This is a genomic window from Serratia nevei (assembly GCF_037948395.1).
Lineage (GTDB): Bacteria > Pseudomonadota > Gammaproteobacteria > Enterobacterales > Enterobacteriaceae > Serratia > Serratia nevei.
This window is the reverse complement of record NZ_CP149940.1, coordinates 656833-675385: the sequence shown is the minus strand read 5'-3', so window position 1 is coordinate 675385 and position 18553 is coordinate 656833. Positions and strand designations below refer to the sequence as shown.

The following is an 18553-nucleotide window of genomic DNA, read 5'->3' as shown; positions in this document are numbered from 1 at the left end:
CAGAACTCTGTCTTTTGCGCGAGACGCTCCCATGCTTGAAACTTCGCTGTTCGTCGCCGGCATTGCCGCCCTCGGCATGCTCTCCCCCGGCCCGGATTTTTTCCTGGTGATCAAAAACGCCGCCCGCTATCCGCGGCTGGCCGCCATGATGACCGCCTTTGGCGTGATCTGCGGCGTCGCTACCCACATGTCCTACTGCGTCGCCGGGCTGGCGGTGGTGATCACCACCACGCCGTGGTTGTTCAACCTGCTGAAATACGCCGGGGCGGTGTATCTGGTGTGGATCGGCATCCAGGCGCTGCTGTCGCGCGGCGGCGGTAAGATGAACGTCAGCAATCTGCCGCAGCAGCAGGTCAGCCTGAAGAGCGCCTTTGCGCAAGGCTACCTGTGCAACCTGCTGAACCCGAAAGCCACCCTGTTCTTCCTGGCGGTATTCACCCAGGTGCTGCAGATCGATTCCGGCCTGGGCGACAAGCTGTGGTACGCGGGGATTATTCTCGGCCTGTCGGTCATCTGGTGGCCGCTGCTGGTGTTCCTGATCCAGAGCGGGCCGGTGCGCCGCGGGTTGGAAAAGACCCAGAAGATCGTCGACAAGCTGCTGGGCGGTATGCTGATCGCCTTGGGCATCAAGGTCGCACTGAGCTAAGCAAAAAAAGGGGCGCCGATCTGGCGCCCCTACTCTTATCCTTTAGCTTCCACCACTTCATCCTCCGGCGCCTTGCCGTCGATACTGCCGCGCCAGCCGGTCTGCTGCACCCGCGCCAGCCGATTCTGATCCTGCTCGATGGCCGCGCTGAGCATCTCCTTGGCCCGCTGCAGGCTGGCGATGCGGAACTCGGTGTCCTGATAATTCTCCAGCGTGTCTTCCAGCATCTTCAGGTTATAGCGGCGGAACGTATCCGCCTTCTCGCGCGCCTCATAGGCGTCCAGCCCCAGCAGCTCAAGCGTTTCACGGCCGATGCGCAGTGAGCTTTCAAAGGTTTCGCGCTCCGGTTTTTCCACCCCCAGCTGCCGCAGCTGATACCAGTGATCGACGTCGCGCGCTCGCGCCACCACCTTCAGATGCGGGAAGTGCTGCCTGGCCAGCTCGGTTAACGCCAGGCTGTCTTCCACGTCGTCGATGGCGTTGATCAGCACCTTGGCGTGGGCGGCGCCGGCGGCCTCCAGCAAATCGGCGCGCGTGGCGTCGCCGTAGAACACCTTGGTGTCGAATTTGCGCAGCGTCTCGATATGGTCCGGATCGTGATCCAGTACCACGGTGTGTACGCCGTTGGCCAACAGCAAACGGCCGGCGATCTGACCGAAACGGCCGAAGCCGGCGATGATCACGCTGGCATTCTCGTCGTCGATAACGTCAGCCGGGCGCTCCTCTTTCGGCGCATTTTTCTCCAGCTGCGCGGCGATCACCAGCAGCAGCGGCGTGGCCGCCATCGACAGCGCCACCGCCAGCGTCAGCGACTTGGCCCATTCGACCGGCAGGACGCCGGCCAGCTGCGCGGCGCTGAAGATCACGAAGGCGAATTCACTGCCCTGCCCCAGCAGAATGGCGAACAGGCCGCGCTGGCGCTTCGGCACGCCGAGCAGCGGCCCAATCAGCCACAGCAGCGCCGCCTTGATCAGCATAAAGCCCAGCAGCAGCGAGGCGATCAGCAGCGGGTGATGGAACAGCGTGCCGAAGTCGATCGACATGCCGACGCCGATAAAGAACAGCCCCAGCAGCAGCCCCTTGAACGGCTGAATATCGCTCTCCAGCGCGTGGCGGTATTCCGAGCTCGCCAGCAGCACCCCGGCGAGGAACGCCCCCATCGCCATCGACAGCCCGGCCATCTCCAGCAGGATGCCGAAACCGAACACCAGGAACAGCGCCACGGCGCTGAACACCTCGCGCATGCCCGAACGGGCGACGAAGTGCAGCAGCGGGCGGGTGACGTAGCGGCCGAGCAGTACCACTATCGTCAACGCGCCCACCACCTTGGCCGCCGACAGCACGAAAGCGCCCAGCGTGGTGGTGGCGCCGCTGCTGGCCAGCAGCGGGATCATCGCCACCAGCGGGATCGCCGCAATATCCTGGAACAGCAGCACCGCAAATGCGCTGCGGCCGATCGGCGACGGCGTCAGGTTGCGTTCGCTCATCGCCTGCATGGCGATGGCGGTGGATGAGAGCGCCAGCGTCAGGCCAATCAACAGCGCCACCTTCCAGTTGAGGCCCAGGAAGTAACAGAAGGCGCTCAGCGCCAGGCCGCAGCCCACCATCTGAATGCTGCCGCCGCCGAACACCGAGGCGCGCAGCGTCCACAGCCGCTTGGGATCCAGCTCCAGGCCGATGATAAACAGCATCAGCACCACGCCGATCTCGGCGAAGGTCAGGATCGACTCGGCATCCGACACTAGCTTCAGCCCCCAGGGGCCAATGATGCAGCCGGCAATCAGGTAGCCGAGCACCGAGCCCAGCCCCAGTCGCACCGCGATCGGCACAAACAGCGCGGCGGAGCCGAGGTAGATCAGCCCCTCGATCATCATGTGGTGGTTATCCATGGCTGGCCTCCCGTGTTTCCGCTTCGGCATGTTCCATCAGGTAGTCCACCAACCGCTGCCGATAGGCTTCGCCGGCGGCGAGCAGCGCCGGTTCGTTGCAGGTAAAGGTGTTATGCAGGGCGAAATAAGGCTGCCAGTTCATGCCGCAGTAAATCGCCGTGGCCTGCAGCGGCTGCGCCAGCGCGGCGAAGTTGGGAAAGTCGCCCAGCTCGAAGTGGTGCTCGTCGCCGCCGCTGGTCACCGCCCACAGGCAGTCTTTACCCACCAGCGCGTTGCCGTCGTGGCCGTAGGCCCAGCCGTGCTCCAGCACTTTGTCGATCCACAGCTTCAACAGCGGCGGGAAGCTGTACCACTGCATCGGATGCTGCAGCACCACCAGGTCGGCGCGCTCCAGCGCCCGCTGCTCGGCGTTGATGTCGATATTGAAATCGGGGTACAGCTCATACAGCGAGCGCACCTCTACCTCGGGGAGATCCCTCACCGCCTGCAGCAGGCGCTGGTTGGCATGCGAATGCCGGGGATACGGGTGAGCATAAATTATCAGAATCATTGTTATCGTCGTTCCTTCGTTCCTTGCCAATACACCAAGCATATACCAATCACACAGGGTGACAGTTTGCCCACTGATTGATAGCGGAAATTTTTAACGCCAGCCGACAAATTCGCTGAATAAAAAAGGGCGCTGCATCTGCAGCGCCCCTGGCGTAGCGTTATCGCGCGGTTATTTGCCGATGCGCGCGTGCATTTCCTGCACCGACGTGACCTGTTCGGTCGGATCCGCTTTCAGCGCCATCGCGGTGGCGAAGCCGCCGTTCAGCGTGGTGTCGTAGTGCACCTTGTACTGCAGGGCGCTGCGGCGAATCAGCTTGGAGTCTTCAATCGCCTGACGGCCGGCCGTGGTGTTGACAATGTAGGTGTACTCGCCGTTCTTGATACGGTCCTGAATGTGCGGACGCCCTTCGTGCACCTTGTTGACCAGGCGCGGGTTGATGCCCGCTTCGCCCAGCACCACCGCGGTGCCGTGAGTGGCGTCCAGCTCGAAGCCCTGCTTCAGCAGGCTGGCGGCCAAATCGACCACGCGAGCCTTGTCGCCTTCACGCACCGACAGCAGCGCGCGGCCCTGCTTTTTCATGCCCGAGTTACTGCCCAGCATCGCTTTGGAGAAGGCTTCCGCGAAGGTGCGGCCCACGCCCATCACTTCCCCGGTAGAGCGCATTTCCGGCCCCAGAATCGGGTCGACGCCCGGGAATTTGTTGAACGGCAGCACCACTTCTTTCACCGAGTAGTACGGCGGGATAATTTCTTCGGTCACGCCCTGCTCAACCAGCGTTTTGCCCGCCATCACGCGCGCGGCCACTTTGGCCAGCGGCACGCCGGTCGCTTTGGACACGAACGGCACGGTACGCGCGGCGCGCGGGTTCACTTCAATCAGGTAGACTTCGTTGTCTTTCACCGCGAACTGCACGTTCATCAGGCCGCGTACCTGCAGCTCGAACGCCAGCTTTTCCACCTGGCGACGCATCACGTCCTGAATTTCCTGGCTCAGGGTGTATGCCGGCAGCGAACACGCGGAGTCACCGGAGTGCACGCCCGCCTGCTCGATGTGCTCCATGATGCCGCCAATCAGCACGCGCTCGCCGTCGCAGATGGCGTCGACGTCCACTTCCACCGCGTCGTCCAGGAAGCGGTCCAGCAGCACCGGCGCATCGTTGGACACGCTGACCGCGGTCTGGAAGTAGCGGCGCAAGTCGGTTTCGTCATAGACGATTTCCATCGCCCGGCCGCCCAGCACGTAGGAAGGGCGCACCACCAGCGGATAGCCGATGCCCGCCGCCTTCTCCACCGCCTGCTCGATGGCGGTGACGGTGGCGTTGGCCGGCTGCTTCAGGCCCAGACGGTTAACCGCCTGCTGGAAGCGCTCGCGGTCTTCGGCGCGGTCGATGGCGTCCGGGCTGGTGCCGATGATCGGCACGCCCGCGGCTTCCAGCTCGCGCGCCAGCTTCAGCGGGGTCTGGCCGCCGTACTGCACGATCACGCCCTTCGGCTTCTCGATGCGCACGATTTCCAGCACGTCTTCCAACGTCACCGGCTCGAAGTACAGGCGGTCGGAGGTGTCGTAGTCGGTGGAGACGGTTTCCGGGTTACAGTTGACCATGATGGTCTCGTATCCGTCTTCGCGCAGCGCCAGCGAGGCGTGCACGCAGCAGTAGTCGAACTCGATGCCCTGGCCGATACGGTTCGGCCCGCCGCCCAGCACCATCACTTTCGGCCGGTCGTTGGTCGGGTTGGACTCGCACTCTTCTTCATAGGTGGAGTACATGTAGGCGGTGTCGGTGGCGAATTCCGCCGCGCAGGTATCCACGCGCTTGTACACCGGATGCAGGCCGTGGCTGTGGCGCAGCTTGCGAATTTCGCTCTCGGCGACGCCGGCCAGCTTGGCCAGACGCGCATCGGCGAAGCCCTTGCGTTTCAGGGTGCGCAGGAACGCTTTGTTCAGGCCGTTGATGCCCGCTTCGGCCACCTGCTCTTCCAGGCGCACCAGCTCTTCAATCTGCACCAGGAACCAGCGGTCGACGTTGGTCAGGTTGAAGACGCCGTCAACCGACAGACCGGCGCGGAAGGCGTCGGCGATGTACCAGATGCGGTCAGAGCCGGCGTCTTTCAGCTCGCGGCGGATCTTGGTCAGCGCTTCCGGATCGTCCAGGCTTACTTTCGGGTCGAAGCCGGTAGCGCCCACTTCCAGGCCGCGCAGCGCTTTTTGCAGCGACTCCTGCTGGGTGCGGCCGATGGCCATCACTTCGCCGACCGACTTCATCTGGGTGGTCAGGCGATCGTTGGCGCCGGCGAACTTCTCGAAGTTGAAGCGCGGGATCTTGGTCACGACGTAGTCGATGGACGGTTCGAACGATGCCGGGGTGCGGCCGCCGGTGATGTCGTTCATCAGCTCATCGAGGGTGTAGCCCACCGCCAGCTTGGCGGCGATCTTGGCGATAGGGAAGCCGGTGGCTTTCGACGCCAGCGCCGAAGAGCGCGACACGCGCGGGTTCATTTCGATAACGATCAGGCGGCCGGTTTTCGGGTTGACCGAGAACTGCACGTTGGAGCCACCGGTTTCGACGCCGATCTCACGCAGCACCGCCATCGAGGCGTTGCGCATGATTTGGTATTCCTTGTCGGTCAGGGTCTGGGCCGGTGCGACGGTGATAGAGTCGCCGGTGTGGATGCCCATGGCGTCGAAGTTTTCGATGGAGCAGACGATGATGCAGTTGTCGTTCTTATCACGCACCACCTCCATCTCGTATTCTTTCCAACCGATCAGCGATTCATCGATCAGCAGCTCGTTGGTCGGCGACAGGTCCAGACCGCGTTCGCAGATCTCTTCGAACTCTTCGCGGTTGTAGGCGATGCCGCCGCCGGTGCCACCCATGGTAAAGGAAGGGCGGATGATGCACGGGAAGCCGACGTCAGCGGCTACCGCCAGCGCTTCTTCCATGGTGTGCGCAATGCCGGAACGCGCGGTGTCCAGACCGATTTTCTTCATCGCCACGTCGAAACGGCGACGGTCTTCGGCCTTGTCGATCGCATCGGCGGTCGCGCCGATCATGGTAACGCCGAACTCGGCCAGCACGCCCTGACGCTCCAGCTCCAGCGCGCAGTTCAGCGCCGTCTGGCCGCCCATGGTCGGCAGCACCGCATCCGGGCGCTCTTTTTCGATGATCTTGCGCACCACTTCCCAGTGGATCGGCTCGATATAGGTCGCATCGGCCATTTCCGGGTCGGTCATGATGGTCGCCGGGTTGGAGTTGACCAGAATGACGCGGTAACCCTCTTCGCGCAGCGCTTTACACGCCTGGGCACCCGAGTAGTCGAACTCACACGCCTGGCCGATAACGATCGGGCCAGCGCCGAGGATCAGGATGCTTTTTATGTCTGTACGTTTTGGCATTTTTTACTGCTCCTGATTATTTGGCGTTAGAACGGTAAGTCTCAATCAGTTCGATGAAGTGATCGAACAGCGGCGCGGCATCGTGCGGGCCTGGGCTGGCTTCCGGGTGACCCTGGAAGCTGAACGCCGCTTTGTCGGTGCGGTGAATGCCCTGCACCGTGTGGTCGAACAGCGATTTGTGCGTGACGCGCAGGTTCGCCGGCAGGTTGTTTTCATCGACGGCGAAGCCGTGGTTCTGCGCGGTGATCATCACGGTGTTGTTATCCAGATCCTTCACCGGGTGGTTGCCGCCGTGGTGGCCGAGCTTCATCTTCATGGTTTTCGCCCCGCTGGCCAGCGCCAGCAGCTGGTGGCCCAGGCAGATGCCGAACACCGGAATGTCGGTTTCCAGGAACTGTTTGATGGCGGCGATGGCGTAGTCGCACGGCTCCGGATCGCCCGGGCCGTTGGACAGGAAGATGCCGTCCGGATTCATTTTCAGCACCTCGTCGGCCGGGGTCTGCGCCGGCACCACGGTCAGGCGGCAGCCGCGATCCACCAGCATGCGCAGGATGTTGCGCTTGGCGCCGTAGTCGTAAGCCACCACGTGGAACGGCAGTTCCGCGGCGGTTTTGGCTTCAGGCAGGTCGCCTTCAAGCGTCCAGCTGCCTTGCTGCCAGCTGTAGGCTTCTTGGGTGGTGACCTCTTTCGCCAGATCCATGCCTTTCAACCCCGGGAAACCTTGCGCCTTGGCCAGGGCCAGCGCGGCGTCCGGCGAGTCGGCGGCGATGATGCAGCCGTTCTGGGCGCCCTTCTCGCGCAGCAGGCGGGTTAATTTACGGGTATCGATATCGGCGATTGCCACGATGTTGTGACGCTTGAGGTAGTCGGACAGGCTTTCTTCGTTGCGGTAGTTGCTGGCGATCAGCGGGAGGTCACGAATGACGAGGCCTTGGGCGTGTACTGCGGAGGATTCTTCGTCGGAAGCATTGGTGCCGACATTGCCGATATGAGGATAAGTAAGAGTAACGATCTGGCGGGAATAGGAAGGATCAGTGAGGATTTCTTGATAACCGGTCATCGACGTATTGAAGACCACTTCCCCCACTGCCGTTCCCTCTGCCCCGATGGCCCGACCGTGGAATTGGGTTCCGTCTTCCAGAACCAATAGCGCTGACTTTATCAAAACATCCTCCGAGGAATAATCAATCACAATATTTGCATATTAATTCAGATATCGCGATCTAAATCAATGCAAAAACCGTCCGCGAGGCCAATTTTTGGCAAATTGGGCGCATTTTAATGATGAGTGCCAGGCTTGTCTACCCAAACTGCCGTTTTTTGTTTTATTTTTGCAGTTCTCACCGCTCATGCGGCTTGAGCGGCGATAAAAACACAGAAAACCGGGGCTGGAAAACGGTTGCGAGGCTGAATGACGAAAAATGGTGCCAGAATGGGCTCCAAAAGACGCTGAAATAAGATCTGGTGGATAAAAACGGGATGATTAGCAAGGTAAACATCAATAAATAACAATCAATGAAATAAAAACACACCAACGCTTCTTTTTTCATGTTAAAAAAAAGGACAATAAAATTATTGTCCGATTATCATAGCATTATGATCAATACAACCACATCACGATGGTATGCAAATTAATTATAATTGGTCCAGATTCAGCACATCACGCATATCAAACAGACCTTTATCCCGGTTATGCAACCAGGCAGCCGCACGCACCGCGCCGCTGGCAAAAGTCATCCGGCTGGAGGCCTTATGGGTAATTTCCACCCGTTCACCGATGTCGGCGAACATCGCGGTGTGCTCGCCGACGATATCGCCGGCGCGAATGGTGGCAAAGCCGATGCTTTTCGGATCGCGTTCGCCGGTATGGCCTTCGCGCGCATAGACCGCGCAGCTTTTCAGGTCGCGCCCCAGCGCGCCGGCGATCGCTTCGCCCATGGCCAGCGCCGTGCCCGACGGCGCATCCACTTTGTGGCGGTGGTGCGCCTCAACGATTTCGATATCGGTATAGTCGCCCATCACCTGCGCGGCCTTCTCCAGCAGTTTCAACACCAGGTTGACGCCGACGCTGAAGTTGGCGGCGAACACGATGCCGATATGCTGCGCCGCATCGCGGATCGCCTGTTTGCCGGCGTCATCGAAGCCGGTAGTGCCAATCACCATCGCCTTGTGGTGCGCCACGCAAAAATCCAGGTAACCCCGGGTGCTTTCCGGGCGGGTGAAGTCGATCAAAATATCGAACTCGTTCACCACCTTCTCCAGACTGTCGCTCACCTTGACGCCCAGCGCGCCGATGCCCGCCAGTTCGCCGGCGTCGACGCCGACCAGGCTGGAACCCGGGCGCGACAGCGCCGCCCCCAACACCACGCCTTCCGCCTGCTGCACCGCCTGGATCAATTGACGGCCCATCCGGCCGCCGGCGCCCGCAATCGCAATGCGGATTTGTGAATCACTCATGCTTGCTCTCTTCTTGATTTGACGCCTATCCCATTAGGCTATCGATTCAGGGTAACCGCCCCGCTTCAGCGTCGCCAGAGGATTCATTTCATAATTAGAAAATTATGATATTCCTCCGTTCTCATCAGCGGCGCTGTCGTGAGATTAACATTCAACCGATTTGGCGGCCTGCGACGATTGTACATAATCATGCAGTTTCCATGGCAAAAAAATGCAGAAAAAAGGCGCCGAAAACGGCGCCAGAGGAAGGAAGAACGGCGAGGTCAGGCGGTAATGGCGGCCACTTCGTTGGCGATCGCCGTCAGCGCGTCGTGGCGGGCATAGTCCTCACGCACCAGCGCCGCGCGTTGCCGATAGATCGGCTGTTGCAGAATGCGCGTCGCCGCCGCCAGGATCTGTTCGGCGGTCGGCGTGCTGGTGTGCAGGCTGATGCCGCAGCCGGCGGCCACCACGCGCGCGGCCGCCTCCAGCTTGTCCTCGCCGGTGCCGGCGACGATCAGCGGCACGCCGCTGTCCAGCGCATAGTTGATCGAGCCGTAACCGCCGTTGGTGATCAGCAGCGCCGTCTCCGGCAGCCAGCGTTCGAAGGAGATAAACTCCCGCACTCTGGCATTGCCCGGCAGTGCCTCCATCAGCCCTTCCGTCGCCCGTCCGCCGGTCGTGGCCAGCACGCGCACCGGCAGATGCGCCAGCGTTTGCAGCGTCGGTACGATCAGCTGATGCAAATCGACATTGGCCAGCGTGCCCTGAGACACGATCACCAGCGGCCGATCATCGTCCTTCTCCCACAGCGTCTCTTCCGCCGCCGGCTGGCCGCCGCTGCGCAGCGGGCCGACGAAGCGCACGCCGCTCGGCAGATCGTCACGCTCATATTCCAGCGCCGTGGTAGCCAGCTGCAGGAAACGCTCGCAGCCGCCGATCAGCGCGTCGGTGAATGGGCGATCCAGCGCCCGCCCGCCCGCCTGCACCAGCGCGGTATCGAAGCTCTGCTGTACTTCATCAAGCAGCACGCGCGTTTCTTCATCCACCAGCTGCTCACGGGTCAACGCCTGTGGCAGCAGCGCCGGCGGGATACGCGGGCCATAAAAAATAGCATCGCGCGAAGAATACGACAGCGGCGTAACGCCGATACCGAAGACCGGCGGCCGCTCGGCGGACTGCAGCAGCGGCAGCACGCCGTAGAAGCAGTTCTCCACCATCAGCAGATCGGTCTTTTCGGCGGCGATGGCCGCCCGCAGCTGTCGATCCAGCAGCGGGATCGGTGCGGCGAAGAAATCCTTCAGCGCCAGCGCCATCTGCGCATTGCCCGGCGGCAGCGCGGCGCGCGCCGGAAAGTGCTCTTCCAGGTGGCGATAGTCGAAATCTACCTGCGCGTCGAACGGCACGAAGTTCGCGCCCGCCGCCTCGGCGCGTTCGCGAAACAGCGCGCCGGTCATCACCCGCACCTGATGCCCTTGGGCAATCAGGTGGCGAGCGATGGCTAACATCGGGTAAACGTGCCCCGGAGTGGCGACCGCCGCCATCAGTATCCTTGCCATAATGCTCCTTTACGCTTCTGCGTTGGCCGGCTTCAGCGCCAGATTGGCGCACACCGGGTTGCTCTGAATATGCACGCGCTGCAAATGACGCGCGGAACGGGCGGTAAAGCCCTCACGGCCGTGCAGCAGCGAGAAGTTGTCCGCCACCACCACGTCACCCTGTTGCCATTGGTGGGCATAATAGTGACGCGGATCGTACAGGTGCTGCTGCAACGTGTGATGGAACTGTTCCTGCTGCTGTTCCGGCACGCCGTGATATTCCAGCGCATGCTGGTTGAGGAATTTTTTCCCCTCCGTCGGCGGTTCATTGTAGCGCATGATTAACCCCCTGCCGTTCGGGTGCTGCACCACCAGCGGCGAACAGACCTCACCACCGTAATGCACCACCTGCTTGATGCGGTAGGTGATCGAGACCGACAGCCACTGATCCAGCAGCGCTTCGTCCGCATTGGCCAGCAGCCGCGTGGTATCGACGAAGGTGGTGCATCCGCCTTCGTCCTGAGAAGGTGCCGCTACGCAGTGGAACAGCTGGAACTCGGGGATGGTCGGTTTATACATGCCATCCCAATGCAGCGGGACGTAGCTGCTGTCGAAGATATGATCCTTGGCGTCCGGATGTTCCTTCACGTCCAGCACCGCACCGAACGGCCACATCATGATTTCGCCCCACTGTTCGGCATAGCGAGTCAGGACTTCCGCCTCGCTGAAACCGGAGTCGAATCCGCGCAGCACCAGCAAGTGGTGTTCCTGCGCCAGCGCTCGCAGCGCCGCCACCGGCAGCTCGCCGATCTTTTGCCCCGGATGCTGCGGCGTCAGGATCGCGCCGAACGGGGTATTCGGTTGGATATGGCAATTAAGCGGTTGGTTGTTCATCGGTGATTCTCCTTGCATCGAATGTGCTGCTCACACGGCAACGTGCCGTCAAAAACGCGCCCGCCAGGATTTCGGGCGCAAAAGCCTGCGGCGGCCTCAGGCCATCTGTGGCTGCTCGATCAGGTAATGGCTCGGCGTGCCGCGGATCTCCACCAGTTCGCCGTCCAGGCTCTGCGCGTCTTTACGCTTCATCAGCACGAACTGGCCGTTCACGTTCGCCGCCACGCCGTGCCACGGCGTCAGCCAGTCGTCTTTGGTCGGCATCATGTGGATGCCCATTTTCAGGCTGTCGACCGGCTGCGGGTGAATCGACAGGCGGATCGCAGCCGGGAAATGTTGCGCCAGCAGGTTGCCCCAGGCCCAGCTGCGTTGGATCACGCCGCAGGCGCGCTGCTTGGCGTCCTTCTGCAGCGCGGCGTTGGAACCGCTGTAGCCCGGCAGCTGGCTGTCTTCATACAGGAAACGCGTGATGGCGCGGTACAGCAAGAGGCCCTGTTCGTCCTGCATCAGCTGTTGCTTGATCGCCTCTTCCGACTCGGCGTAGCCGTCCACCAACAGCCGGCGCAGCAGATCGTAATCGTCGGTATGCTCCGCCAGGCCTTTGACGTCGCCGAGGTTGAACACGCTCAGGTGCGTCGCACCCACTTCATGCAGCAGGCCTTCAATCTCGCGCTGATAGTGGTTGATCGCTTCGTCGCTGACGCGGATCAGATCGCCGAACACGTGGCCGTCGGAGCAGATAACGATATGCGCACCCGGCGGGTAATAGAGTTGAATACGCTGGCACAGCGAGTTGAGGAAGATCAGCGACAGCCGCTCCGCCATGTCCGGCACCGCGCCGATCACCTTGTTGGTGTTGGGCGACTTGGTCGGAAAGGCCGGCAGCACGAATTCGATGCGCTGCTCGTTTTCAATGAATGCCCGAATGCGTGGCAATTGCACCTGAGTGACCCGTTGTTCTTCTTCGGCAATTGAGGTGTCGCCACCGGGGAAACGGCGGCGGTATTGCAATAATTCACGTAGGATTTTTAACGCTATTTCATCTTTCTGAACGCTGTCCACAATGTGCTCCTGTTGCGATGCGGCGCGGGTGTATTATTGAAAAGCGCAATAAGATTTATCAAAAAGAGAAAAAACCTCTGCGAGATAATAATTAGCCCGGCGTTTATATGCTTCAGGCAATATAGAAGAGATGGTGCTATATTATTAGCCCGTATAATTCACAATCTTGGTTAAGTTGTGCTTAACAAACTATGAGCAATATTTTAAAACGCATGGCCATTTTCTCAAAAGTGGTCGATTGCGGCGCATTCAGCATGGCGGCAAAAGAATTGGGCATGACGACCTCGGCCGTCAGCCAACATATTCGCCAGTTGGAGGAACATCTGGGCATTCAATTACTGTTGCGGTCGACGCGTTCATTGAGTCTGACCGAAGCCGGATTGTGCTTTTATGAAGATTGCCTGCTGATGATCCACGCCGCCGAACGCGGCCAACAACGGATCGCCGCGCTGCGTGGCGAACTGGTGGGTGAACTACGCGTCGCCACCTCGACCGAATTCGCCACCCACTATCTGGTGCCGGCGCTGCAGAGCTTCCTCGACGAGCACCCGCGGCTCACGCTGCGGCTGGAAATCCACGATGAGAAGATAGACCTCATCACGCAACGCATCGATCTGGCGATACGCGGCGGCGTGCTGGCCGACTCCAGCTACGTTTCCACCCGGCTGGCGCGCTGCCGCGAAGTGCTGTGCGCCTCGCCGGCCTACCTGGCGCACCACGGCGTGCCGGATTCGCCGCAGGCGCTGACGCATCACCACTGGGTGACCTTTACACCGCTCGGAAACCCGCAATTTGTTCGTCTGATCCATCGCGACGGCGGTGAACACCGCATGCGCATGACCGGGCGCTTGTTCACCAACAGCGGTATGGCGATGAAGGAGTTGGCGCTGACCGGCAAGGGTATCATTCGCAATTTCTTCGCCAACGTTGAGCGTGAGTTGCTCAGCGGCGAGCTGATTGAAATATTGCCCGACTGGCGATTACCGGAAATAAATTGCTATGCCATTATGCCGCGTCGGGAGATTCAGCCATTAAAAGTCCGACGATTGCTGGAGCATATGAAGCTCTATTTAAAGGAGAAAGGATTAAACGCCTTAGAACATATTCGGCAGGAATAAAATAAGAAACATCTGCAACACCCATTATTGTAATTATTGTAATCACCTTGCCAACGCCAGGCCTTATTTAGATTGCAGACTAATGATACCTTGATTAATGACTTTTCGTCAGCTTATATAATTAATGACACCGACGCTATTTCAAATACTCAGAATAAATTTGACTTTAGTTAGCAGAAAATTTGAATATGCGCAGCGTTTTATTTTCAATGCCATGCGAATGCCCAAAAAAAACGGGAAGCCTGAGCTCCCCGTTGTCATCCGCCGGCGCCTGTCAGTCTATCTGACGAACGTCCACGCGCAGCTCTTTCGGCACTTCGAACACGATGTTCTCTTCACGCCCGCTGATTTCATGCACGTCCATACCGCCCAGCGCTTTCAGGCGAGAGATCACCTCCTGCACCAGCACGTCCGGCGCTGAGGCTCCGGCGGTAACGCCGATATGGCGCGCCCCGCTCAGCCAGCTCTCCTGAATATCCGCCGCCGAATCGATAAGATAAGCCGGTTTGCCGACGCGCTGCGCCAGTTCCGCCAGTCGGTTGGAGTTGGAGGAGTTTTTTGACCCCACCACCAGCACCACGTCCGCATCGCCGGCCAGGTTACGCACCGCCTCCTGACGGTTGGTGGTGGCGTAGCAAATGTCATCCTTGCGCGGGCCGATAATGCTCGGGAAACGCTGGCGCAGGGCGTCGATCACGTCCGAGGTATCATCTACCGACAGCGTGGTCTGCGTCATGAAGCACAGGTTGCTTTCATCTTTCACCTGCAGCTTCCACACGTCTTCCGGCGACTCGACCAGGTACATGCCGCCCTGCGGGTTGCTGTACTGGCCCATGGTGCCTTCCACTTCCGGGTGCCCGGCGTGGCCAATCAGAATCGCTTCGGTGCCGCGGCGGCTGGCGCGCGCCACTTCCATATGCACCTTGGTCACCAGCGGGCAAGTGGCGTCGAACAGCATGGTCAGATCGCGCGCCTTGGCTTCGGCGCGCACCGCCTGAGAAACGCCGTGCGCCGAGAAGATCAGGATAGAGCCGTCCGGCACTTCCGCGATCTCTTCGATAAACACCGCGCCGCGCTCACGCAGGCTGTCGACCACGTAGCGGTTGTGCACCACTTCATGCCGCACGTAGATCGGTGCGCCATACAGTTCCAGCGCGCGTTCCACGATGCTGATCGCACGATCAACCCCGGCGCAGAAGCCGCGCGGGTTAGCCAGCAATATTTGCATGCATCTCCTCCTGCTGCGGATCGATCTCCAGCACTTCGATATCGAAGGTCACCGGATGGCCCGCCAGCGGATGGTTGAAATCGACGGTGATCGAATCTTCCGCCACCGCGCGCACCACGCCCGGCATTTCACTGCCGTCGATGGCGGTAAACAGCATGATGGTGCCCACGTCCGGCACGCCGGTTTCCGCGAAGTCGCGGCGCGAGAAGAACTGGACCAGATCCGGGTTCTCCGCGCCGAACGCCGCTTCCGGCTGCAGGGTAAAGGCGCATTTGTCGCCCGCGCGCAGGCCAAGCAGCTGCGCTTCCAGCGGTGCCGACAGGCTGCCGTCACCCAGGCGGAACAGCGCCGGCTTGCCGCTGCTGCGGGTGGATTCGGCGGTCGAACCGTCTTCCAGTTTCAGCGTAAAGTGAACCAGCACCGCGCTGTCACTGATAACCTGAGCCGTCATATTACTCACCTTTACTCTTTGCGTCTTTGTTCGCCGGCGACAGGAAACCTTCCAGCACGATCATCGCCGCGCCCACGCAGATGAAGCTGTCCGCCAGATTGAAGGTCGGGTAGTGCCAGTCACCGACGTAGAAGTCGATGAAATCGACCACGAAACCGTGCCACAGGCGATCGAACAGATTGCCCAACGCCCCGCCGATAATAAAGGCGTAGGCGATGTTGTTCAGCTTCTGCTGCGCGGTGCTGCGGTACATCATCACCAGCAGCACCGCAACGATGGCGATGGCGATGGCGGCGAAGAACCAGCGCTGCCAGCCGCCATGGTCGGCCAGGAAGCTGAACGCAGCGCCGTAGTTGCGCGCGTAAAACAGGTTGAACGACGGGATCAACGGCTGGGACTGGCCCAGCGTAAAGTTAGCGAGGATCCACTGCTTGCTGCCAAAATCCAGCGCCAGCACCGCCACCACAACCCACAGCCAACGCAGGCCGGTCGAACAAATTGATTTACTCATCAGGCGCGAGTTCTCAGGCAAAGTTACGCTTCTCGCCGTCACCGGCGACGTTGCTCACACAGCGGCCGCAGATGTCTGCGTGTTCCGCCACCAGGCCGATATCGGTGGTGTAATGCCAGCAGCGCGGGCACTTCTCACCCGGTGCCGTGCTGAAGGCGATCTTCAGCCCTTTCAGCAGCTCGGAAGCCTGCGCGTCGGCCGGCGCATCCGCCAATGGCGCAACGCTTGCCGCAGAGGTCAGCAGCACGAAGCGCAGCTCATCCTGCAGGCTGTTCAGGCGCGCCGCCAGCTCGCTGTCGGCATACAGCGTTACCGCCGCTTCCAGCGAACCGCCGAGGCGTTTGTCGGCACGCGCCTGCTCCAGCACCTTGTTCACTTCGCCGCGCACTTTCAGCAGCTCGGCCCAGAAAGCGTCGTTCATCGGCTCGCCTTCCGCCAGCCCGAACAGGCCGTCGTACCACTCTTCGGTGAACACGTACTGCGCACGCTTGCCCGGCATGAAGCCCCAGATCTCGTCCGCAGTGAACGACATGATCGGCGCCATCCAGCGCACCAGCGCTTCCACGATGTGATACAGCGCGGTCTGGCAGCTGCGACGGGCGACGCTGTCGCTCTTCGCGGTGTACTGACGATCCTTGATGATATCCAGATAGAAGGAGCCCATCTCGACCGAACAGAACTGCATCAGACGCTGCACCACTTCGTGGAAATCATAGTTGGCGTAAGCCTGCTCGATATCCTGCTGTGCCGCCAGCGCACGGCCGACCGCCCAGCGATCCAGCACCACCATGTCTTCCGGCGCCACGCAATCGGTGCTCGGCTCGAACCCGTTCAGGTTGGCCAGCAGGAAGCGCGCGGTGTTGCGGATGCGGCGGTAAGAATCGGCGGAGCGCTTGAGGATCTCGTCGGAGACCGCGATTTCGCCGGTGTAATCGGTCGATGCCACCCACAGACGCAGAATGTCGCCGCCCAGCTTGTTCATCACGTCCTGCGGGCTGACGGTGTTACCGATCGACTTGGACATCTTGCGGCCCTGGCCGTCGACGGTGAAGCCGTGGGTCAGCACTTCTTTATAAGGCGCCTTGCCTTTCATCGCGGTGGAGATCATCAGCGATGACATGAACCAGCCGCGGTGTTGGTCGGAGCCTTCCAGATACATGTCGGCGCTGTGGCCCTGGAACTCAGGGCGCACGTCGACCACCGAAGCGTGGGTGGAACCGGAGTCGAACCACACGTCCAGTGTATCCGGCACTTTCACGTAGTCGGCAGCTTCCGCGCCGAGGATATCGGCCGCGTCCAGATCCCACCAGGCCTGAATGCCGTCTTGCTCGACGCGCTTGGCCACTTCTTCCATCAGCTCAACGGTGCGCGGGTGCAGCTGCTCGGTTTCTTTGTGCACGAACAGCGACATCGGCACGCCCCAGGTGCGCTGACGCGAGATGCACCAGTCCGGGCGGTTGGCCACCATCATTTCGATGCGCGCCTGGCCCCAATCCGGGATCCACTGCACGCCTTTGATCTCTTCCAGCGACTGCTGACGCAGGCCTTTCTGATCCATGCTGACGAACCATTGCGGCGTGGCGCGGAAGATGATCGGCGTCTTGTGGCGCCAGCAGCACGGGTAGCTGTGCAGGAACTTCTCGACGTGCAGCAGCGCGCCTTTCTCACGCAGCAGGTCGACGATCAGATCGTTGGCCTTGAAGACGAACTTGCCGTCCAGCAGCGGGTGAGTGCCGGTCAGGTAGCAGCCGTTCGGCCCTACCGGGTTGGCGATCTCCAGACCGTATTTTTGGCTGATGACGAAGTCATCCGGGCCATGACCGCCTGCGGTGTGCACCGCACCGGTACCGGCGTCCAGCGTCACGTGCTCGCCGAGGATCGCCGGCACGTCGAAGCCCATGAACGGGTGATTGAAGCGCAGCAGCTCCAGATCGGCGCCTTTGCAGCTGCCCAGCACCGTCCACTCGGTGATGCCGGCGCGTTTCATCACGCTTTCCACCAGCTCGGCCGCCAGGATCAGGCACTGGCCGTCAACCTGCACCAGTTGATAGGTGAAGTCCGGGTGCAGCGAGATCGCGCGGTTGGCCGGCAGGGTCCACGGGGTGGTGGTCCAGATAACCAGGGAGATAGTCCCGTTGAAGTGGCTCACGCCGAACTTGGCCGCCACGGCAGCCGCGTCGGCCGCATGGAAGCTCACGTCGATCGACGGCGAAGTCTTGTCGTAGTACTCCACTTCCGCTTCCGCCAGCGACGATCCGCAGTCGGTGCACCAGTGAACCGGCTTGGCGCCTTTCAGCAGGTGGCCGTTGCTGATGATCTTGCCCAGCGCGCGGATGATGTTGGCTTCGGTTTTGAAGTCCATGGTCAGGTATGGGCGATCCCAGTCGCCCAGCACGCCCAGGCGAATGAAGTCCTTCTTCTGGCCTTCAACCTGCTCGGCCGCGTACTCGCGGCACTTCTGACGGAATTCGGCCGCCGTCAGCTTCTCGCCCGGTTTGCCGTACAGCTGTTCAACCTTCAGTTCGATAGGCAGGCCGTGGCAGTCCCAACCCGGCACATAAGGCGAGTCGAAGCCGGCCATCCCTTTCGACTTGATGATAATGTCTTTGAGAATCTTGTTAACCGAGTGACCAATGTGAATGCTGCCGTTCGCATACGGAGGGCCGTCATGCAAAATGAAGGTTTTTTTGCCCTTTTTGGCAGTACGAATAATCCCGTACAGATCCTGTTCATACCAACGTTGCAGCATGCCAGGTTCGCGCTTGGCGAGATCGCCGCGCATCGGGAACCCTGTTTCCGGCAAGTTCAGGGTATTCTTGTAGTCACTCATTAGA

14 protein-coding genes are annotated in these 18553 nt (G+C 60.7%); 2 read left to right on the top strand and 12 right to left on the bottom strand.

All coding sequences use genetic code 11. The features are described 5' to 3' along the window. The first annotated feature begins 31 nt into the window (after positions 1-31). The gene (locus tag V8N38_RS03120; protein ID WP_015376619.1) at positions 32-646 is read left to right on the top strand and encodes a LysE family translocator; all 615 of its coding nucleotides are present in this window, start codon (positions 32-34) and stop codon (positions 644-646) included. 35 nt (positions 647-681) lie between these two features. Here the strand turns inward: V8N38_RS03120 and kefC are convergent, their stop codons facing one another. The 8 genes from kefC to pvcA all read right to left on the bottom strand — a co-directional run bounded on the left by kefC (position 682) and on the right by pvcA (position 12411). Further along, positions 682-2535 carry a glutathione-regulated potassium-efflux system protein KefC gene (gene kefC, locus V8N38_RS03115; RefSeq protein ID WP_038873391.1) on the bottom strand — a complete coding sequence of 618 codons (1854 nt, stop codon included), beginning with the start codon at positions 2533-2535 and terminating at the stop codon, positions 682-684. Further along, positions 2528-3085 carry a glutathione-regulated potassium-efflux system oxidoreductase KefF gene (gene kefF, locus V8N38_RS03110; protein ID WP_038873389.1) on the bottom strand — a complete coding sequence of 186 codons (558 nt, stop codon included), beginning with the start codon at positions 3083-3085 and terminating at the stop codon, positions 2528-2530. The genes kefC and kefF overlap by 8 nt, the downstream gene beginning before the upstream one ends. Before the next feature lie 171 nt (positions 3086-3256). After that, positions 3257-6481: a carbamoyl-phosphate synthase large subunit gene (carB, locus tag V8N38_RS03105; RefSeq protein ID WP_038873387.1), complete on the bottom strand. Its 3225-nt coding sequence runs from the start codon at positions 6479-6481 to the stop codon at positions 3257-3259. Positions 6482-6497: 16 nt separating this feature from the next. Beyond that, positions 6498-7646, bottom strand: a complete 1149-nt coding sequence (carA, locus tag V8N38_RS03100) for a glutamine-hydrolyzing carbamoyl-phosphate synthase small subunit (RefSeq protein WP_048232622.1) — start codon at positions 7644-7646, stop codon at positions 6498-6500. Between the two features lie 470 nt (positions 7647-8116). Next, positions 8117-8938, bottom strand: coding sequence for a 4-hydroxy-tetrahydrodipicolinate reductase (gene dapB / locus V8N38_RS03095; RefSeq protein ID WP_060440790.1), 822 nt, complete (start codon positions 8936-8938; stop codon positions 8117-8119). A 263-nt stretch (positions 8939-9201) separates the two neighbouring features. Continuing rightward, complete coding sequence (locus tag V8N38_RS03090; protein ID WP_147839764.1) at positions 9202-10461, bottom strand: glycosyltransferase; 1260 nt, start codon at positions 10459-10461, stop codon at positions 9202-9204. A 24-nt stretch (positions 10462-10485) separates the two neighbouring features. Next, positions 10486-11349, bottom strand: a complete 864-nt coding sequence (locus V8N38_RS03085) for a TauD/TfdA dioxygenase family protein (protein WP_049272798.1) — start codon at positions 11347-11349, stop codon at positions 10486-10488. 96 nt (positions 11350-11445) lie between these two features. Continuing rightward, the gene (pvcA, locus tag V8N38_RS03080) at positions 11446-12411 is read right to left on the bottom strand and encodes an L-tyrosine isonitrile synthase (RefSeq protein ID WP_060422401.1); all 966 of its coding nucleotides are present in this window, start codon (positions 12409-12411) and stop codon (positions 11446-11448) included. A gap of 191 nt (positions 12412-12602) precedes the next feature. Here pvcA and V8N38_RS03075 point away from each other — a divergent pair, with 191 nt between their 5' ends. After that, on the top strand, positions 12603-13529 hold the full coding sequence (locus V8N38_RS03075; protein ID WP_060422398.1) for a LysR family transcriptional regulator: 927 nt from the start codon (positions 12603-12605) through the stop codon (positions 13527-13529). Between the two features lie 274 nt (positions 13530-13803). Here V8N38_RS03075 and ispH read toward each other — a convergent pair whose 3' ends face one another. From ispH to ileS, 4 genes are read right to left on the bottom strand one after another with little or no spacing between them, the layout of a single operon-like run. Next, positions 13804-14757: a 4-hydroxy-3-methylbut-2-enyl diphosphate reductase gene (gene ispH, locus V8N38_RS03070; protein WP_038873368.1), complete on the bottom strand. Its 954-nt coding sequence runs from the start codon at positions 14755-14757 to the stop codon at positions 13804-13806. Continuing rightward, positions 14738-15208, bottom strand: coding sequence for an FKBP-type peptidyl-prolyl cis-trans isomerase (gene fkpB, locus V8N38_RS03065; protein WP_033637057.1), 471 nt, complete (start codon positions 15206-15208; stop codon positions 14738-14740). Before fkpB ends, ispH begins: the two co-directional genes overlap by 20 nt. A gap of 1 nt (position 15209) precedes the next feature. Beyond that, positions 15210-15719, bottom strand: a complete 510-nt coding sequence (lspA, locus tag V8N38_RS03060; protein WP_147839723.1) for a signal peptidase II — start codon at positions 15717-15719, stop codon at positions 15210-15212. 13 nt (positions 15720-15732) lie between these two features. Next, complete coding sequence (gene ileS, locus V8N38_RS03055; protein WP_147839722.1) at positions 15733-18549, bottom strand: isoleucine--tRNA ligase; 2817 nt, start codon at positions 18547-18549, stop codon at positions 15733-15735. Positions 18550-18553: the final 4 nt, after the last annotated feature.

Bases quoted from the DNA above. Each gene is read 5' to 3' on its own strand.
- kefC (WP_038873391.1), bottom strand. From the start codon at position 2,535: ATGGATAACCACCACATGATGATCGAGGGGCTGATCTACCTCGGCTCC.
- ispH (WP_038873368.1), bottom strand. From the start codon at position 14,757: ATGCAAATATTGCTGGCTAACCCGCGCGGCTTCTGCGCCGGGGTTGAT.
- carB (WP_038873387.1), bottom strand. From the start codon at position 6,481: ATGCCAAAACGTACAGACATAAAAAGCATCCTGATCCTCGGCGCTGGC.
- ileS (WP_147839722.1), bottom strand. From the start codon at position 18,549: ATGAGTGACTACAAGAATACCCTGAACTTGCCGGAAACAGGGTTCCCG.
- lspA (WP_147839723.1), bottom strand. From the start codon at position 15,719: ATGAGTAAATCAATTTGTTCGACCGGCCTGCGTTGGCTGTGGGTTGTG.
- fkpB (WP_033637057.1), bottom strand. From the start codon at position 15,208: ATGACGGCTCAGGTTATCAGTGACAGCGCGGTGCTGGTTCACTTTACG.
- V8N38_RS03120 (WP_015376619.1), top strand. From the start codon at position 32: ATGCTTGAAACTTCGCTGTTCGTCGCCGGCATTGCCGCCCTCGGCATG.
- kefF (WP_038873389.1), bottom strand. From the start codon at position 3,085: ATGATTCTGATAATTTATGCTCACCCGTATCCCCGGCATTCGCATGCC.
- V8N38_RS03085 (WP_049272798.1), bottom strand. From the start codon at position 11,349: ATGAACAACCAACCGCTTAATTGCCATATCCAACCGAATACCCCGTTC.
- V8N38_RS03090 (WP_147839764.1), bottom strand. From the start codon at position 10,461: ATGGCGGCGGTCGCCACTCCGGGGCACGTTTACCCGATGTTAGCCATC.
- dapB (WP_060440790.1), bottom strand. From the start codon at position 8,938: ATGAGTGATTCACAAATCCGCATTGCGATTGCGGGCGCCGGCGGCCGG.
- V8N38_RS03075 (WP_060422398.1), top strand. From the start codon at position 12,603: ATGAGCAATATTTTAAAACGCATGGCCATTTTCTCAAAAGTGGTCGAT.